This is a genomic window from Desulfobacter sp. UBA2225 (genome assembly GCF_002348205.1).
Lineage (GTDB): Bacteria > Desulfobacterota > Desulfobacteria > Desulfobacterales > Desulfobacteraceae > Desulfobacter > Desulfobacter postgatei.
In genome coordinates this window covers 1-16,828 of the sequence record NZ_DDYV01000305.1, presented here as the reverse complement: position 1 = coordinate 16,828, position 16,828 = coordinate 1, and the positions used below count along the sequence as shown (strand labels likewise).

General features: G+C 48.2%; 15 protein-coding genes. 7 read left to right on the top strand and 8 right to left on the bottom strand.

The window, feature by feature from the left end:
* Positions 1 to 4: 4 nt before the first annotated feature.
* The 4 genes from B3D59_RS15975 to ilvY all read right to left on the bottom strand — a co-directional run bounded on the left by B3D59_RS15975 (position 5) and on the right by ilvY (position 4,297).
* Positions 5 to 1,663: a PAS domain-containing protein gene (locus tag B3D59_RS15975; protein WP_286822042.1), complete on the bottom strand. Its 1,659-nt coding sequence runs from the start codon at positions 1,661 to 1,663 to the stop codon at positions 5 to 7.
* Positions 1,664 to 1,832: 169 nt separating this feature from the next.
* Entirely contained in the window at positions 1,833 to 2,564 is a 732-nt protein-coding gene (locus B3D59_RS15970) for a ParB N-terminal domain-containing protein (RefSeq protein ID WP_286822037.1), read from the bottom strand.
* Positions 2,565 to 2,600: 36 nt separating this feature from the next.
* Positions 2,601 to 3,254, bottom strand: coding sequence for an NAD(P)/FAD-dependent oxidoreductase (locus tag B3D59_RS15965; RefSeq protein WP_286822033.1), 654 nt, complete (start codon positions 3,252 to 3,254; stop codon positions 2,601 to 2,603).
* A gap of 161 nt (positions 3,255 to 3,415) precedes the next feature.
* Positions 3,416 to 4,297, bottom strand: coding sequence for an HTH-type transcriptional activator IlvY (ilvY, locus tag B3D59_RS15960; protein ID WP_286822028.1), 882 nt, complete (start codon positions 4,295 to 4,297; stop codon positions 3,416 to 3,418).
* 224 nt (positions 4,298 to 4,521) lie between these two features.
* On the opposite strand from ilvY, the gene ilvC reads away from it, so the two are divergent.
* Both ilvC and B3D59_RS15950 read left to right on the top strand, forming a co-directional pair.
* Entirely contained in the window at positions 4,522 to 5,994 is a 1,473-nt protein-coding gene (gene ilvC / locus B3D59_RS15955; protein ID WP_286822022.1) for a ketol-acid reductoisomerase, read from the top strand.
* A 156-nt stretch (positions 5,995 to 6,150) separates the two neighbouring features.
* Positions 6,151 to 7,527, top strand: coding sequence for a protein kinase domain-containing protein (locus tag B3D59_RS15950; RefSeq protein WP_286822020.1), 1,377 nt, complete (start codon positions 6,151 to 6,153; stop codon positions 7,525 to 7,527).
* A gap of 13 nt (positions 7,528 to 7,540) precedes the next feature.
* Here B3D59_RS15950 and B3D59_RS15945 read toward each other — a convergent pair whose 3' ends face one another.
* Positions 7,541 to 8,281, bottom strand: coding sequence for a metallophosphoesterase family protein (locus B3D59_RS15945; protein WP_286822016.1), 741 nt, complete (start codon positions 8,279 to 8,281; stop codon positions 7,541 to 7,543).
* A gap of 266 nt (positions 8,282 to 8,547) precedes the next feature.
* Between B3D59_RS15945 and B3D59_RS15940 the strand changes: the two genes are divergently transcribed.
* Positions 8,548 to 9,810: a branched-chain amino acid ABC transporter substrate-binding protein gene (locus B3D59_RS15940; RefSeq protein WP_286822011.1), complete on the top strand. Its 1,263-nt coding sequence runs from the start codon at positions 8,548 to 8,550 to the stop codon at positions 9,808 to 9,810.
* On the opposite strand, the gene B3D59_RS15935 is transcribed toward B3D59_RS15940, so the two are convergent.
* A complete protein-coding gene (locus B3D59_RS15935) occupies positions 9,790 to 9,981 on the bottom strand; it encodes a hypothetical protein (protein WP_286822010.1) in 192 nt (63 codons plus the stop codon). The genes B3D59_RS15940 and B3D59_RS15935 overlap by 21 nt on opposite strands.
* Between B3D59_RS15935 and B3D59_RS15930 the strand changes: the two genes are divergently transcribed.
* From B3D59_RS15930 to sbtM, 3 genes are all read left to right on the top strand, one after another.
* A complete protein-coding gene (locus B3D59_RS15930; protein ID WP_286822008.1) occupies positions 9,974 to 12,250 on the top strand; it encodes a response regulator in 2,277 nt (758 codons plus the stop codon). The two genes, B3D59_RS15935 and B3D59_RS15930, sit on opposite strands and share 8 nt — an antisense overlap.
* Positions 12,251 to 12,568: 318 nt before the next feature.
* Positions 12,569 to 12,673 carry an SbtA family thio(seleno)oxazole RiPP natural product precursor gene (sbtA, locus tag B3D59_RS15925; RefSeq protein ID WP_286822001.1) on the top strand — a complete coding sequence of 35 codons (105 nt, stop codon included), beginning with the start codon at positions 12,569 to 12,571 and terminating at the stop codon, positions 12,671 to 12,673.
* Between the two features lie 196 nt (positions 12,674 to 12,869).
* The gene (sbtM, locus tag B3D59_RS15920; RefSeq protein ID WP_286821989.1) at positions 12,870 to 14,525 is read left to right on the top strand and encodes a thio(seleno)oxazole modification radical SAM maturase SbtM; all 1,656 of its coding nucleotides are present in this window, start codon (positions 12,870 to 12,872) and stop codon (positions 14,523 to 14,525) included.
* A gap of 216 nt (positions 14,526 to 14,741) precedes the next feature.
* On the opposite strand, the gene B3D59_RS15915 is transcribed toward sbtM, so the two are convergent.
* Positions 14,742 to 15,128 carry a hypothetical protein gene (locus tag B3D59_RS15915; protein ID WP_286821987.1) on the bottom strand — a complete coding sequence of 129 codons (387 nt, stop codon included), beginning with the start codon at positions 15,126 to 15,128 and terminating at the stop codon, positions 14,742 to 14,744.
* A 6-nt stretch (positions 15,129 to 15,134) separates the two neighbouring features.
* On the bottom strand, positions 15,135 to 15,221 hold the full coding sequence (locus B3D59_RS18515; RefSeq protein ID WP_414646541.1) for a hypothetical protein: 87 nt from the start codon (positions 15,219 to 15,221) through the stop codon (positions 15,135 to 15,137).
* A gap of 143 nt (positions 15,222 to 15,364) precedes the next feature.
* Between B3D59_RS18515 and istA the strand changes: the two genes are divergently transcribed.
* Positions 15,365 to 16,801: an IS21 family transposase gene (gene istA / locus B3D59_RS15910; protein ID WP_286821984.1), complete on the top strand. Its 1,437-nt coding sequence runs from the start codon at positions 15,365 to 15,367 to the stop codon at positions 16,799 to 16,801.
* Positions 16,802 to 16,828: the final 27 nt, after the last annotated feature.

The following is a 16,828-nucleotide window of genomic DNA, read 5'->3' as shown; positions in this document are numbered from 1 at the left end:
CAAGTCATATGACCAGAACTATAAGATAGACAGTGCCTTCTTTTTGATAGGACTCTGCCGCATTGCTAACAAGGTTGATGACAAGTTGTTGAATCTGATTCACATTCCCATAGATCATGGGGCCATGAGCCGGAAAATTTGCTTCCAGAACGATATTGCTTGACAATGAGGCCCGAAGAAGAGGCATGATCATATTGCAGACCTTGCCTATATCCATTTTCATTTTCCCAGAATTGTTTTTCCCAAGGTAAGTAAGCATCAACCCATTGACTTCGGAAGCCTTTTGAACAAGTCGCATGGCTTTTATCAGATTGTCAAGAGGGGATTTATCCAACTCAATTAACTTAAGGCTCAGTTCCAGATTCCCCATGATCCCCATCAGGTAATTGTTGAAGTGGTGCGCAATCGCTGCCGCCATTCGGCTAAGGCTTTCCTGTTTTTTGAGGTGCCAATTTTGAATCTGCAGTTCTTCCATATTTTTTCGATCTGTAATATCCCGAACAACGGCAAGAATGTGAGGTTTTCCATTTTTATAGAAGATGTTTGAATTTACTTCAACGGGAAAGGTTTCACCTGATTTCTTGATATGAAATGTTTCAAAAACCAGATGCCCTTCTTTGCGCAATTTGTTTCTATAATCGGGTTTGGCATGCCCGTTAACATCAGGCTTGACGGTTATATCCGGTACCGAAAGATTCATCAACTCATCATAGGTATACCCATATCGCTTACAGGCTATGTCATTAACTTCTACAAAAGGAGCAAAACCCTCCTGTTTTAAAGGATGGATAAATATTGCGTCATTGATGGAATTGAAAAAGGTCTTGATTCTTTTCGATTGTACGACAAGTTTGTCCTTCGCCGATTTAGATTCGGTAATATCCATAACATTGCCGACGATTTTTTCAACTTTATCTCCTTTCCAAATAGGTTCGGCCACAGTTTTAATCCATTTTTTTTTCCCTGACGATTTCTGGAATTCAAATTCCAGGTCATAGCCAATCCCTTTCTTTTCACATTGATGGAAAGCCGACAATATTTTAGGTCGGTCTTCAGGATTATAGCATTCAAGACTTGCATTAATATGCTCAGACGAACCGGATTCATACTGAGTGGGTTCAAATCCATGCAGCCGATACAACTCTTTTGTCCAATACATCTTTTGGTCTTCTACATTCCACTCCCATCCACCTGTTTTTGCCAAGCGTTGAGCATTATCAAGCAGTTGTTGGCTGCGTTCTAATTTATCAGATATCCGTTTGCTTTCGGTAATATCAGTGATGATGTGAATAAACTTTGAGGGCTTTCCCTTAGAATTGAGAATCGGATCGACAACGACCTCAAACCATCTATCATTAATTTGGAGCTCAATAGATTCTTGTTGCAGACTTTGGCCGGCTTTTATAAGAGGGCAATTTTTAACCGGTTGGTCGGCACCATGCACAATTCGCCAGCATTTTTTTCCGATCATTTCTAAATTGCTTCGATTGAATAATCGCTCGGCAGCATTGTTGGATTTTACGATGCAGTGATCTTTATCAATAATCCAAACGGCGGACTTCATGGCGTTGAAAGCAGAATAAAATTCCTTTTCGGAATTTAATATCTGATTTTTGGCGGCAGAACGCCTTAATGATCTGATTTTTTTGAATAATAGTTTCAATAAACTGTTTTAGGTAGCACGAACCTCTACGATTGTTGTCAATCTGTTTTTTTGATAGTGGCCCATCTGCGGGCCCTATCGTTTGTATGAATTTAAACATAGAAATCTTAGAGAACAAATTTAACACAAAATGAATGAATATTCCTAATATTATTTTATTTTAAATCCATTACCCTCTGATCAGGTCAAGGATCGCTTCAATATCGGCCACGGCTTTCTCCTGGCTGACCTCCTGCCATCCGTGCTCCCGGATGCGAGTCAGTTCTTTGAGAAACCTTCCCAGAGACTGGGTGTACTTTGCCGAAAGCCCAAGCCCGTCGGTCTCTCTGCCTCTAATTTCACCACTTTCCCGGCGGTGTTCCTGGATTTCATTAAAGGCCTTGTTAATGGATTTCTCCCCGGACTGAACCTGTTCCTGGATATCGGGGGGGCCGTATTCCATGACCTTTCTGGCTTTGTCCACCTTTTGGGGGCTGATACCCAGCTCTTTGGCCCGTATTTCGTTTTCCGCTTTACGGGTTGTTTTTTGACCCTCTGCATTTTTTTTGTGCATAACATCCAAAAGCGCCAGACACTTTACAATATCATCGTCAGACATGTTGCGCCGGTTCCGCTGGGCATGGAAGCTGTAAAGCAGGGCGTCATCTTCGTCCTCAAAGGATTTATATACTACCGGCACCTGATCCAGGCGCATGTTTCTGGCTGCCGCAATTCGGGTGTGGCCGTCCACGAGCACATTTTCTTCTTTCCAGACCACTATTGGAAATACCGGATCAAATCCGTTTAGCTCCATGTCCTGGCTTATGGCAGCCAGGGTCTCCTCCTGGATGGGGAATAATTTGTCAAAAGGTTTCCGGGTGGTTAAGATATCTGGGTTTACAAGGGTTGTGTTTAATTCCATTGTTTTTCCTGAATGAAGGTTGAGGCGGTTTTTGGATTACAGCTGAAGACCTAACTTTTCTTTGATGGTTTGGATACCCATCTTTTCAACAAAACGGGAGGTCCTTTTTTGGGCCGGGGCTGTTTCACAGTAAAGGTCGAGAAATTTTTGGCAAAGCGCAAGGGCCTTTTGGGTGGACAGCTCTTTGGCCAGCTCATCACCGATTCTGGGTTTCATGCCGGAATTACCACCCACAAACATACGCCAGCCTGTGGGCGTACCGATGAATCCGATATCCCGGAGGCGAGATTCTGCGCAGCTAAAGGTGCAGCCGGAAATGCCCAGTTTGATTTTGGCCGGTGTTGGAATGGCGCCATATTTTTCCTCAAGGATTTGGGCAAGGCCCATGGCATCCTGCTTGGCAAATTTACACCAATCCGTTCCCGGACATGCCTGGACATAGTGTCCGCCGCTTCTGAACGGCATGGCGTCACACAGGGCATGAATCTTTTCCCTGCTGAGTCCGTAAAATCCAATGCGCTGTCCCGAGGTCAGCTTTACCATCGGCACCTCGTAGGCCCGGACAAGTTCAGCCATTTTTTCCAGATCCCGGGCGCTGAGCTTTCCGGAAGGCGGTGTGATGCGGGCAGCAAAGGTTTTACCGTCCCGTTGCAGTATTACACCGGCGGGAAGATCTTTTTCTTGTGACATATGTGGTCTCCAGGGGTTTTGTTACAGGTTGGAGGCTGTTGGCTTGGGCAAAACATTCGAGGGAATATAATTCGATATTTATCAAATTCAAGGGTCAAGTCTCTTTTGGCCTTGGTTTGTCGCAATTACCAAACAAGCTGTAAGTATATTTAAAACCGAATTCAAGACACCCCTGCAACGATATCCCACAGGGCACGGACCCGGGGATTGGAAAGGTTTGTATTCCGTGTGCAAAGGGCTATTTCATAAGGGGGCAGTTCCGGCATGTTGTCCAGTACAACAATATCCCGGTAAAGTTGGCTTTTTTCCAGAACCAGGCGTGGCACAAAACCGATACCGAATCCCAGGTTGACCAGGGCGATAATGGCTTCATGGCCCGTGACCTGGGAGTAAATGCGCGGTAGCACGGAATTTTCCACAAACCACTGATCAATACGCTCCCGGCTTAAGCCTTTATCCGCAAGAATCAGGGGTATTTTTTCCCAGTTTGGCTCCTTTTTGCTGTTTCTTACCAGGACATCGGGATAATGCCCGGCTCCGATAAAAACCAGGGGGCTGACCGCCATGTTTAAAAAACTGATCTGGATTCCGGGTTTTTCCGGCAGGGCGGCAATGACTGCATCTGCATCCCGGTTCATCAGTCGATCTATCGCCTGGGCCGGGTCTCCTGTTTCAAGGTGAATCTGCACCCTTGGGTGCATGGCGCGATAGCGGGGAATAAATCTGGGCAGGATACTGTATGCGGCGGTCACCGAGCAGTAAAGCGAAAGCTGGCCGGACAGGATTGCATCCTTTGATAATTCTCCCTGGAGCCGTTCAAAGCGGCCAAGCACATCTTCGGCATATTTTTTAAAGGCCTGTCCGGCATAGGTCAACTCCACACAGCGGTTGCTCCGGATAAAAAGCTGTTTTCCCACATCCGTTTCCAGACGCTGGATTACCCGGGTCAGGGCTGACGGTGAAATATTGCATGCCTGGCTTGTCCGGGAGAAGTGCAGAGAGCCGGCCAGGTGGTGGAATAATTCAAGGGTGCGGATATCCATCTCTTGTTTTTGCCTCAATAGGGTAACGCATTGTTATGTCGAATATTTTAAAAGTTTGTTTCGATATTTGCAATATGAAATTGCAAATGATTCATTTGACGCAACGATAGTTTTAAGCCATCTTATTGACAACATTTACCTATTGTTTGGACGAGAGGTTTTCCATCTGCGGCCTAGCAGATGAGTGATTTCTCGTTCAAAAACTAAAATCAAGGAGACAAGATATGGGCACCAACTATTTCAACACTCTGCCATTGCGGCTGCAACTTGAAGAACTCTCCCAGTGCCGCTTCATGGACCCTTCGGAATTTAACGGGGTTGAGGCACTCAAAGGGAAAAAAATTGTGATTGTGGGATGCGGGTCCCAGGGTCTGCACCAGGGCCTGAATTTAAGGGACAGCGGCCTGGATGTCTCCTATGCCTTAAGGGAAGCCGCCATTTTCGGGAAACGGCAGTCCTGGAAAAATGCCACGGAGAACGGCTTTGCCGTAGGGACCTATGAACAGATGCTGCCGACAGCAGATCTGGTCATCAACCTGACCCCGGACAAACAGCACTCCAATGTGATTGACGCCATCATGCCTCTGATCAAAAAGGATGCCTGCCTTTCGTATTCCCACGGCTTTAATATTGTTGAAGAGGGTATGCAGATCAGAGAAGACCTCACCGTTATCATGGTGGCACCTAAATCCCCGGGAACCGAAGTAAGGGAAGAGTACAAAAGAGGCTTTGGCGTGCCCACCCTGATTGCCGTACACCGGGAGAACGACCCCAGAGGGGAGGGCCTTGAACTTGCCAAAGCCTATGCGGCCGGCACAGGCGGTCACAAGGCCGGTGTTTTGCAGTCCTCATTTGTGGCTGAGGTAAAATCGGATCTCATGGGCGAGCAGACCATTTTATGCGGGGTTCTGCAAACCGGCGCGCTGTTGTGCTATGACAAGATGATTGGCAGCGGCATGGATGAAGGATACGCATCCAAACTGGTTCAGTATGGCTGGGAAACCGTGACCGAAGCCCTGAAACACGGCGGCATCACCAACATGATGGACAGGCTGTCCAATCCGGCTAAAATCAAGGCCTTTGAATTAAGCCAGCAGCTCAAGGGGTTCTGGACACCTCTGTACAACAAGCACATGGACGACATCATGACAGGTACGTTTTCTAAAACCATGATGGAAGACTGGGCCAATGATGACGCCAATCTGCTCAAATGGCGTGACCAGACCCAGGATACGGCCTTTGAAAAATCGACTTCCCAGGACGCAGACATCCCGGAGCAGGAATATTTTGACAACGGCATTCTCATGGTGGCCATGATCAAGGCCGGCGTGGAACTGGCTTTTGATACCATGGTGTCAGCCGGCATTATTGCCGAATCCGCCTATTACGAATCCCTGCATGAGGTACCCCTGATCTCCAATCTCATTGCCAGGAAAAAATTGTATGAAATGAATGTGGTGATTTCAGATACTGCGGAATATGGCTGTTATCTGTTTGCCCATACCGCGGTGCCCCTGCTTAAAGATTTCATGGCAGGCCTTGATACTGATGTGATCGGCAAGGGCCTCGCGCTTGAAGACAACAGCGTGGACAACATCCGCCTGATTCAGGTTAATGATGCCATCCGTAACCATCCTGTGGAAATAGTGGGTAAAAAACTGCGTGGGTATATGGGGGCCATGAAAGCCCTGCGCTAACCTGTGTCCATTTAACAGATAGCTTTTTCGTCCAATTTCCGGTCAAATGAACGGGACAAGCCGGTTATTTGTAATGTTCACGGCGGCTGAGCCGCCGTGAATCGCGGTCCTGACTTCGCGATTTTTTAAAAAAGATGATATGCTTTTAAGAAAAAAATGATGACGAGTAAAAACGACAAATATATCGGTAGATACAAGATCAACGCATTTCTCGGCAGTGGCACCATGGGCCGGATTTATCGCGTCACCATCCCGGTGCTTGAAAAAACGGCTGCTTTAAAATTGTTCACCCCCAGCCGGGCCTTGATTGAAAAGGTCGGTTTAACATGCCTCAGAGAGCAGTTTATTCATGAGGTAGCGGTGATTGCAAATATCCGGCATCCCAATGTGGTGGGCATCTGGAGTCTTGAAGAGAGAGCAAATGAATTGTTTTACCTGATGGAATATTACTGCCGGAATCTAGGACAACTCATTGGAGAATCCTATTGGGCAGACAGGCCCTCCAGAAAGGTGTCCGTTGACAAAGCCTGCCATTACCTGACCCAGATTGTTGAAGGGCTTTGCCGCCTACACGAGGCGGATATCATTCACCGGGATATAAAACCCTTTAATATCATGATTGCAGATACGGGAACGGTGAAGATTGTTGATTTTGGTCTTTCCAAACGAAGGGGTGAAAAACAATTTCTTTGTGCAGAAAAACTTACCATCGGCACACCGTTTTATAGTGCTCCGGAACAGATTGATTCTCCCGAAACCGTGGATCAAAGAGCAGATCTGTATTCTGCCGGGGTGATCCTTTACCGGATGGTAACAGGTCATCTGCCCGATAAAAATCCACCCCTGCCCAGTGAATTAAATCCGCAATTGGATCGCAACTGTGACCGGTTCATTCTCAAGGCGATTGCCCCTCATCCGGATGACCGGTTTCAGACAGCGGACACAATGTTGAAGGAATTAAAGGCGTTTTTCTCACTATATAAGGATGCAAGGCAGAGTGAATGTTTTGCGCCGGATGATATTTTTCAGGAAAAAAAGACGGCTCCCCGGATCAAACCCACGCTCCCCATCAGATCCGAATCGTCTATAATACTTGCAAAGGACGCCGGCAAGGTTTTCAACCTGGATGATTTGCACCAGCCATTGGTCTTTGTTGAAAATGCGTTTCAAAAAATAAGTGATACCACGGTGATAGACCATGCCACCAATCTGGTCTGGCAGCAATCCGGTTCCCGCTATCCCATGATGTGGGATCAGGCCCAGCGTTATATTCAACTGCTGTCCGAATCCGGATTCGGCGGACGTCAAAATTGGCGAATGCCCACCATCAACGAGATACTGTCACTGGTTAACCCAAAGCATGATGACGATTTTTGCATGGAGCCTGTGTTTTCACCCGATCAAAAGTGGCTCTGGAGCAGTGATACCCGTTCAAAAAGAGCTGTCTGGACCGTGGACGCTCAAATGGGATTTGTGAACTGCAGTGATCTTTTTGATTATAATTTTGTCAAAGGGGTCTGTTCTGTAAAATAAAGAAAAGAGGCGCTTATTTTTTTATGTCCGGATCTACTGCCTGGGCGTATTTAAACGGCAGGCCTGCGGCCAGTATTTTTAGGGCGGCTGTTTGATTGTCATAGCCTATATACCGGATGTCCAGACAATATTTTTCCGTATCCCAGATCACATATTTGGCTCTTGGGTCGCCGTCACGGGGTTGGCCGACACTGCCGACATTCACCATATATATTTTATTTTTGTCAAGCTGAGTCAACCCCGGATTCAATGGTTGAACCTGAATGTCGCCATCTTCAGGGAAAACAAGGCTTAATCTGTGGGTATGCCCTAAAAAACAGATGGATTCTTTTATCTGCCCAAACGCATGGCGCAATTCAGAGTTGCAGATTTGGTGAAGATAATGTCGAACGGAATCCGGCCAGAACCCATGGACAAAAAAAGCCTGATACCGAGAAAGATTGACGGGTAATCCCTTTAAATAGTCAATAGATGATGGTGACAATTTGGACAGGGTGTGATCCAGCGATTTTTTTGTATCCCCGATATACCACTTATACACTTTTTCATTTACACAGGCCAGTTCATGATTGCCAAGAATAGATGGTATCCTGCTTGCGATTATCTGCTGGATAACCGCCTCGGAATCAGCGCCGTATCCGATATTATCCCCCAGGGAAATAATTTTATTGACCGCCTGAAGTTCCATATCTTTAAGCACCGTTTTAAATGCCTCTATATTACCATGAATGTCTGAAATGACGGCGATTCGCATATTGTTTCCATGTTTGTTTTAATTAACAATAAATTTACCATGATGGATGAATTTTAACAACATTACAACAGACTCGCTGATCCACCATCAAAAAAGCGGTGAATTTGGGTAAAATGATGATGCTTGAAATTCTGACCCGCCCTGTGTAATATTAACTGTTTTAAGTGAATTTAGTCGAGTGTATTGGATTTTGGGCCGTGCCGGGCCGGTCTTGACCGGTGCGATCGTTTTCGTAAAATGCGGCATCAGGATGTATAGGAAAATTAATGTCTTTAAATAGCTGGTTACGTTGTCTGGTTATGGTTTTACCTCTTGTGTTCATGTTTTCGGGGTGTGAAAAGGAAAAACCCAGATTTCAGTGCCGGGATGATATAGGCTGTGTGGTACTGGCTCCAGGGGAACCGTTAAAAATAGGTGTACTCCAGGCACTGTCCGGCAAGGTGGCCAATTTGGGCAGAGAGCAGGTCCGGGGGTTTGAGCTTGCACTGAAGGACCGCGACGGCGAAATCCTCGGCCGTAAGGTCGCTATACAAACGGAAGATACAGGGTGTTCGCCCGAGGGCGGTGCAAATGCGGTGTTAAAGATCATTGCCGATCCCCAGCATATCGCTGTGTTCGGGACCACATGTTCCGGGGCGGCCGCGGCGGCATCCAAAGCGGTTTCCGCAGCCGGCCTGGTGATGATTTCCGGGAATAACAGTGCACCCTTTCTGACGTCGGTGGGGGGTAAGCCCGCCCCTGACTACCATGAAGGTTATTTCAGGACTGCGCCTAATGAGGAGAATGCAGGCAAGGCTGCAGCCACCTATGCATATAATTATCTAAAGGTTAAAAAAGCCGCCGTCATCAATGACGGCGATATCTACACCAGGGGGCTGACCCAGGGTTTTTGTGCGGCTTTTGAGGCCCTGGGGGGAGAAATCGTTTTGGATACCTCGGTAAACAAGGGGGATAACGAAATGGCACCGGTACTCACCGCCGTTCTTAATGCCGATGCCGGACTGCTTTTTTTCCCCCTGTTTCAGCCCGAGGGTTACCATATCCTGTTCCAGGCCAGGAAGATGACCGGATTTAAGGATGTGGTGCTAATGAGTGACGGTGCACTGATTGACCGCTCTTTTCTTGAAGCCGCAGGGGAGAAGGCCCGGGGCATGTACTTTGTGGGGCCGGCAAGCCCCAGTGGTCCAAGGGTTGCCCAACTGGAGGAAAAATATATCGCTGCATACGAGGCGCCGCCGTCGGTACTCTATTATCTGAGCGCCTATGATGCGGCAGGACTTTTATTTTCAGCCATTGAGACGGCGGCCATAGAAGATAACGGCAATCTCGTCATTGGCCGCCGGGCACTGCGTCGGGCCATGTATGCCATGGAAAATGTCCAGGGCGTGACTGGTTTGTTGAACTGCGATGGATTCGGGGACTGCGCACGGCCGGTGTTCAATGTGCTGCAGCTGGAAGATGTCGACGCCGGGCTGGACGGCCTTAAGTCCAATGTAAAATTCAGCTTTTCACCTGAAAAAAAGGAATAATTCATGGGCAGCACAGCTTCCCCAGCGGGTTGGTGGTATGACCGGTCTATCACCTTTAAATTCAGCCTTGGGGTCGGCCTGCTGGTCTGTCTGATGGTGGTTGGTGGCTGCCACCGGGTATTTTTCCCTGGGGGCTCTCCACAGGGCCCACAAGGCCGTGGGAATGAACACCACCATTCAACGCCTTGTCTTTGAAATGGATCGGGAGCTGGAAAAGGCACGGCAGCTTCATGCTGAATTTTTTCTTTATTACCCCAGGATAGGCCTTCGAAAGGCACATGAAATTTACGCCCAGCCTTCGGTGAGGAAAGCCGCCAAGGCCGTCTCCATCAGCCGGGAATTGAAAAAGGCCATTACGGAAACCCAGGCCAGCGGCGTCCTGCAGGCAGGGCATATTGATTTAAACCTTTATCTTTCTTCAGCCCGGAGATTTGCAGCGACCTCCATTGAGTCCGTTGAGCTGGTCACCCGGTTGGCTGCGCCTGAAGATGGGTTGGAAGCGAATTTGGCCCGTGAGTTTACGCTGCTGAGAAATTTGGTGGATAAAAATGAGGCGCTTGTCCAGCATTTCCATGCACTGGAGCACCTGGTGGACGAATATATTATTGTAAGAAAGCGTCATGTTATGCAGTCCGCCTTTAATCAAGGGTTTGTTTTGAGGCAGGCGGCCCGTGCCGCCACTGATTTTACCCCGAAAAAAATGGCCGCCATGGAGGCTCATCTGGACCGCCTGGAGGCGTTTGGTAATGAAATCCTTAACGTTGATGTAGCCATTGCAGCCAAATTCAGGGATTTTAAGCTGCAGCGTGAAGCCGTCGATAAGGTGTCTGAATCCCTGATTCGTCTGGCCGGGCAGGCCGTGGCGTTTTCGGAGCAGGAAATAAAGGATGCCCACAGGCTGGCCATCATCCTTATAGCCCTGGCTGCGTTTGCCGGTTTAGCAGGTGCCTTGTGTATCGCTGTGGCTTTGAATGAGAGCATTACAAATCGAATTTTACGCCTGACGATCGTTACCCAGAAATTTAAAAAGGGCAGCCTGGATGTGACGGCTGAAGATGATGCAAAGGATGAATTGGGGCGGCTGGGGATGACATTTAATTTCATGGCCGCCCGTATAAAGGCGCTTATTGAAAATCTTGAGGCGGAAGTTCAGGCGCAGACCGCCGAACTCCAGCAGGCAAATGAGAGCCTTACCCAGGAAATCCGGGAACGGAAACAGGCGGAAGAACATCTACGACAGGCCCAGAAAATGGAGGCCATCGGTACGTTGGCCGGGGGCATCGCCCATGATTTCAATAATATTCTGTCGGTCATCATCGGGTTTGCGGAGCTGGCTGACATGCACCTGCCTGAGGGGTCTAAATCCGGAAAATCCATTGATGAAGTCCTAAAGGCGAGCTTTCGGGCCAGGGACCTGGTGGGGCGGATTCTATCCTTCAGCCGTAAAAGTACAGAGGGGCAGGTGCCGGTTCAGATCGGACCCGTTGCAAAAGAGATCATCAAGCTGCTTCGGGCCACCATTCCCTCAACCATCAATATCCGGGAACATATTGATTCCCAAAATTCAGTGATTATAGCCAACCCCACACAGGTGCATCAGGTAATCATGAATCTGGCTACCAATGCGGCCCAGGCCATGGAGGAAACCGGTGGTATACTGGACGTTTCGCTGTCCGTTGAAGACCTGAAAAACGACCTGCCCGGCAGACTGCCTTCCGGAATGCCGCTGGCGGCGGGGCGGTATCTGAAGTTGACGGTTGCCGATACCGGACCCGGAATTGTACCGGGAATTATGGATCGGATATTTGATCCTTATTTCACCACCAAGGAGACGGGCAAGGGGACGGGAATTGGCCTTTCCGTGGTCCATGGCATTGTTACAGGATGCGGCGGCGCGATCCGGGTGGAAAGCCGGCCGGGCCGGGGAACCAGTTTCCATGTTTACTGGCCCCGGATTGAAGAGACTGGAACCATTTCAGAACCGGAGGCTTTACATGTCAGAGGTGAAATTTCCGAAAGTGCGCCAGTTCAGGGCAGTGAACATATTCTGGTGGTGGATGATGAAAAAAGCCTGGTGGAAATTGCACAAAGACGATTGACACGACTGGGATACCGGGTTACCGCAACCACCCAAAGCCGGGAGGCACTGGCGCTTTTTACTTCCCGGGCCAAAGAGTTTGATCTGGTGGTCACAGACCAGACCATGCCGGGTATGACCGGGATTGAACTGGCCGGGCGGCTGAGGGCGGTTCGACCGGATATTCCCATTGTCCTTTGCACAGGGAACAGCGAAGCACTTTCCCCGGAAAATGCGAAAAAGGCGGGAATCTGCCATGTGATGATGAAACCGGTCGAACAGGAGGTCTTTGCCGAGACCGTGCGGTCCGTACTGGATCACTGGCGTGCGGTCAGTGGGTTGGGCTCATCTAATCAATTGTAATCATGGTTGATTTCATAAAAGATTTATCCTGTTTTGATCTTAGCGTTACCTTTTTGGAGATAAAATCGTGGTTTTAACGAACAAGTCAATACACCCTACAATGTCATGCACGGAACTGCAGACAAGGTCGTTTCCATTTAAAAAAAATTAAATATATGCAATACGACCCCAATTTGGTAAATCTATAGTATGTCACGGCATCTATAGTCACGATCTATCCAACGACGACTTCTCTGCTCAGGCTGTGACAAAGGGCTGTGGTTTTTTTCCAGGGAGAAAACCGCAAATTTGTATCACACTTTTTCCGGAGGTAAAATTATGGACAGTAAAGAACTGAAAAAGTTGCTGGCCAGCTTATGCATTGCCGGGTTGCTCACAGGGTCTACTGCCACACTGTCCGGCTGTACGAACGGAAGTGGCTGAGGAGACAAAAAATCGGGGACAGGTAGTTCCCAGGGTGACTTAAATGATGATAACAGCGGTGCACGCGGCACGGATGAGAAAAAAAGCAAAAGCGGCTGAGGCTAAACATCAATCATGCAGGCTGCAACCAGTACTCGTGGCTGCCGGCCCCATGACGTGCCGGTAAAAAAACAATGAACCCAAGCGATAGTTAACCGTGAAAATTAACAACCATAGTTCAACCTGTGATATTTTAACACGGCATTTCCCCAATTGCCGCAGGATTCTGGGCGATATCACCTGGGACGGAATTCTTGCGGCATTGGGCAAACCAAGTCCTGAATCATTCATCCAATTCCTGGACGTCTCCGGACCTGACCCAAAGGAGCAACTTAAAGATATTGTTCCCTATATTTACGATCTGGCCTGTGTTGAGCAGGCAATTTTTAAGCTGTCCAACAAAGAAGCATCCGATTTATCCCCCCGCGAATCCGTTTTTGTCAATCCCGACCTGATGCTGGTTCCCGTGTCATGGAAGCACCTGCCCGATTCCATGACCGGGTATGTTAACAAGCCCCGGCAAAAGCCGGAGCCGGAAGAAGGCTATGTCCTTATATGGCGGGACCCTATAACCTGTCATTTGATGTGCCGGGATGCAACCGACGATGACCTGCTGGCCTTGAAGCTGGTGGTCGAGGAAATTGATTTTGAAACTGCTGCCCGCCGTGGCAAGACGTCAAGGGCCAAAATCCTGGCCGTCTTCCACCATGCCGTCAATGAGGGAATTCTTATCAATCCTAGGCCCCTTATCCGCCGGAACCCTGAACTATTCACGGATGCCCCAGGGTTTGCGTCTTATCTGGTGTCAGACAGTTTCACCCTTCAATGGCACATCACCCAGGCCTGCGATCTTCATTGCAGGCATTGCTACGACAGGAGCAGTAGGCATTCGATACCCTTTTCCAAGGCAATGGAGATACTGGATGATTTCTTCGCTTTCACCCTTGCCGCTCACGTAAGAGGCCATATTTCCTTCACCGGTGGAAACCCCTTGCTCTATCCTGATTTTGAAAATCTTTATTATGAGGCCTCCCAGAGAGGATTCTCCCTTGCCATACTCGGGAATCCCGCACAAAAAGAATCCATTGCACGGCTTCAAGAAATCCAACCCCTGACCCACTACCAAATCAGCCTGGAAGGCCTGGAAGAATACAACGACTATATCCGGGGTATGGGCCATTTCAAAAAATCCCTTGGTTTTCTGGACATTCTCCGGGAACAGGATGTTTATTCCATGGTCATGCTGACCCTCAATAGAGACAATATGAACCAGGTGCTTCCCCTGGCTGAAATTCTGAGGGAAAAAACAGATTCTTTTACCTTTAACCGGCTGGCCATGGTCGGGGAAGGTGCCGCCTTAACCCTGCCGGCTCCCGAAGATTACCGCCGGTTTTTACAAAAATTTGTACGGGCTGCCGCATCAAATCCGGTTCTCAGAATGAAAGACAACCTGATTAACATCGTAAAGCAAGAGACAGGCCAGAATCTGTTTGGCGGCTGCACCGGATTCGGCTGCGGCGCGGCGTTTAATTTTGTCGCCCTTCTTCCAGACGGTGAAGTGCATGCCTGTCGAAAATTTCCCTCATATATCGGCAGTATCAATGAAAATTCATTGGATGAAATATACACATCTGCCAGGGCCAAACAATACAGGGACGGCACTACCGCCTGCAAGGGATGCAGCCTGTCCCCTGTGTGCCGGGGATGCCAGGCCGTCGCCTACGGTATGGGACTCAATGTATTCACCGACCGTGACCCGTTCTGCTTTTACGATAACCGGCCATCCGGCGTCAAGCCGACCCGAATCAAATGACATTAAATCCCGCCATTCATAGGGCTTACGCAATTTCACTCCGGTTTACAAATATAACGGAATTCAGTTGACGTGTTACGGTTTTTTATATGAAAGTAATGAGTTTTGAGTGGTGAGTAGTGAGATTTTAAACAAGCTGTTTTTCTCATAACTCACGACTCACTACTTTCATGTTTGTTGTGTCCGTCAGGACATGGCCGCTCTATTGGGCCGTTTTTATCCGGCAGGGGCGGAATGTGAATTGTTTTGCAACTGCCGGATCATTGTTTCCAAAGAGTGATCCGGATATTGTTTCATGAGTGCGGCGGCATGGGCAGTGACATGGGCGGCGGCAAAACTGTGGCCCTGGAAGTTTTTTTCCTGGGGCAGGCCCGGAATGGGGCGGGGGAATCCGTGGGCACCGAATGCCACAGGACTCTCGGCATCAAACACCAGGTCGTCCCAGGCACAGTCCGGGTGCCGGTACGCCCCGACAACGTTGCTGAAACACGCCGGGTATATCCGGTGTTCCGGCCCCCGGGCCGAGGCGATGATGAGGATACCGTTTTCCCGGGCGGTGTCGCACAATTGTCTCAAGGAACCGGCAGACTCTTTATTTTCCATCTCGCATCACGCAGCTTCAAAAGAGAGCTTAATGTCCAAGGCCGCCAGAACCTTTACAACCGTGTCAAACTTGGGGGAACTATTTTCTGTCAGAGTTTTGTATTAGTTTTGCTAATCTAAAATTGCCCCCCCCTGGAGGGGAATTTCTAACCGAAAATTGACCCCCTAAAAAATCACCTTTCAGTGCTATAAAGGTCCGATTATTGACCTATAAAACTGGAGAGGTAACAGGGAGAATGTTAAAGGTGTCTCAATATGACTATATTCGAACAGCACACAGGATTTACTGCAAATCCATTAAACAGATATCGAGAGAGACTGGACACTCAAAGAACACGATCAGGAAGGCATTAAAAGGAGAATACAGTGGCTACAAGACAAGGGAACAGCAGCCCTATCCAGTTTTAGGTCAGTATCTGGCAATCATAGATCAATGGTTAAAGGAGGATAAAGATCGCCCACCCAAGCAGCGTCACACTGCTACAAGAATCGCCCAGCGTTTAAAAAAAGAACATGGGTATACAGGAGGTCTTTCAACCGCCTATCGGTATGTGCGTGAAGCAAAGCTGCGGATAGGCATCGGTAAACAACGGGCATTCATACCCCTTGAGATTGAAAATATGGGTGAAGCTGAGGTGGATTGGGGCACAGCCCATGCAATCCTTGACGGGGTCCTGACGAAAATCAAGTTTTTTTGCATGCGCTCAAAATATTCAGGTAAACATTTCGTTTGCCTTTATCCTTGTGAAAGGCAGCAGGCTTTTTTTGATGCCCACGTAAAGGCGTTCAACTACTTTGGAGGAGTGTTTCCTGTTCTCATTTACGATAACCTTACCACCGCTGTACAGAAAGTCCTGAAAGGGAAAAAGCGTATCAAGCAGGAAAGTTTTTCCAAATTTCATGCCTATTACAATTTTGCACCCCGTTTTTGCAATGTGGCATCAGGGCATGAAAAAGGCGGTGTTGAAGGAATCGTAGGCTTTTCCAGACGTAATTACATGGTTCCAGTTCCCCAGGCCCAGAGCCTGAAGGAGTTAAATGAAGAGATCCTGGGCGAATGCCTTGCCTATGGGAATCATACAATAAAAAACAGGCCCGGCACAGTTGACGAATTGTTTGTAGCAGAGGTGACAAAACTGATACCCCTTCCCCCAGAGGAGTTTAGCAATATTGTGATCTCGGATGCTAAATCAGATAAATATTCAACGGTGATCGTGGACAAGAATCGATATTCAGTACCAACTGAATATGCACAACTCAAGCTCAAGGTGCTCCTGTTTACAGAGAGGGTAAAAATATATTGGGACAACAAGATGATTGCTTCCCATAAACGGCTGTATAACAACAATCAGTGGTGCTTGAACCCGGATCACTACCTTGACTTGATCGAGAGGAGACCCCAGGCCTTTGAGTCCGCAAGGCCGATCAAACAATGGAGAAAGGAGTGGCCGGAAAGCCTTGAGAACCTGCTTGAACGATTTTGTGAGAAACAGGGACAAACCACAGGTGTTAAAGATTTTATATCTGTCCTGATGTTTTACAGGGATTATTCACAATCTGATGTTGAGTATGCCGTGGAAAAGGCTTTAAAAGCAAACCTCAGCACAAGTGACGGGGTCAAATCTCTTCTTTCTTACCCCAAAACTGAGGAGGTAAAAACAGAACCCTGGTAAATTGTGTCCTTTCGGCAAGCGTGCGTG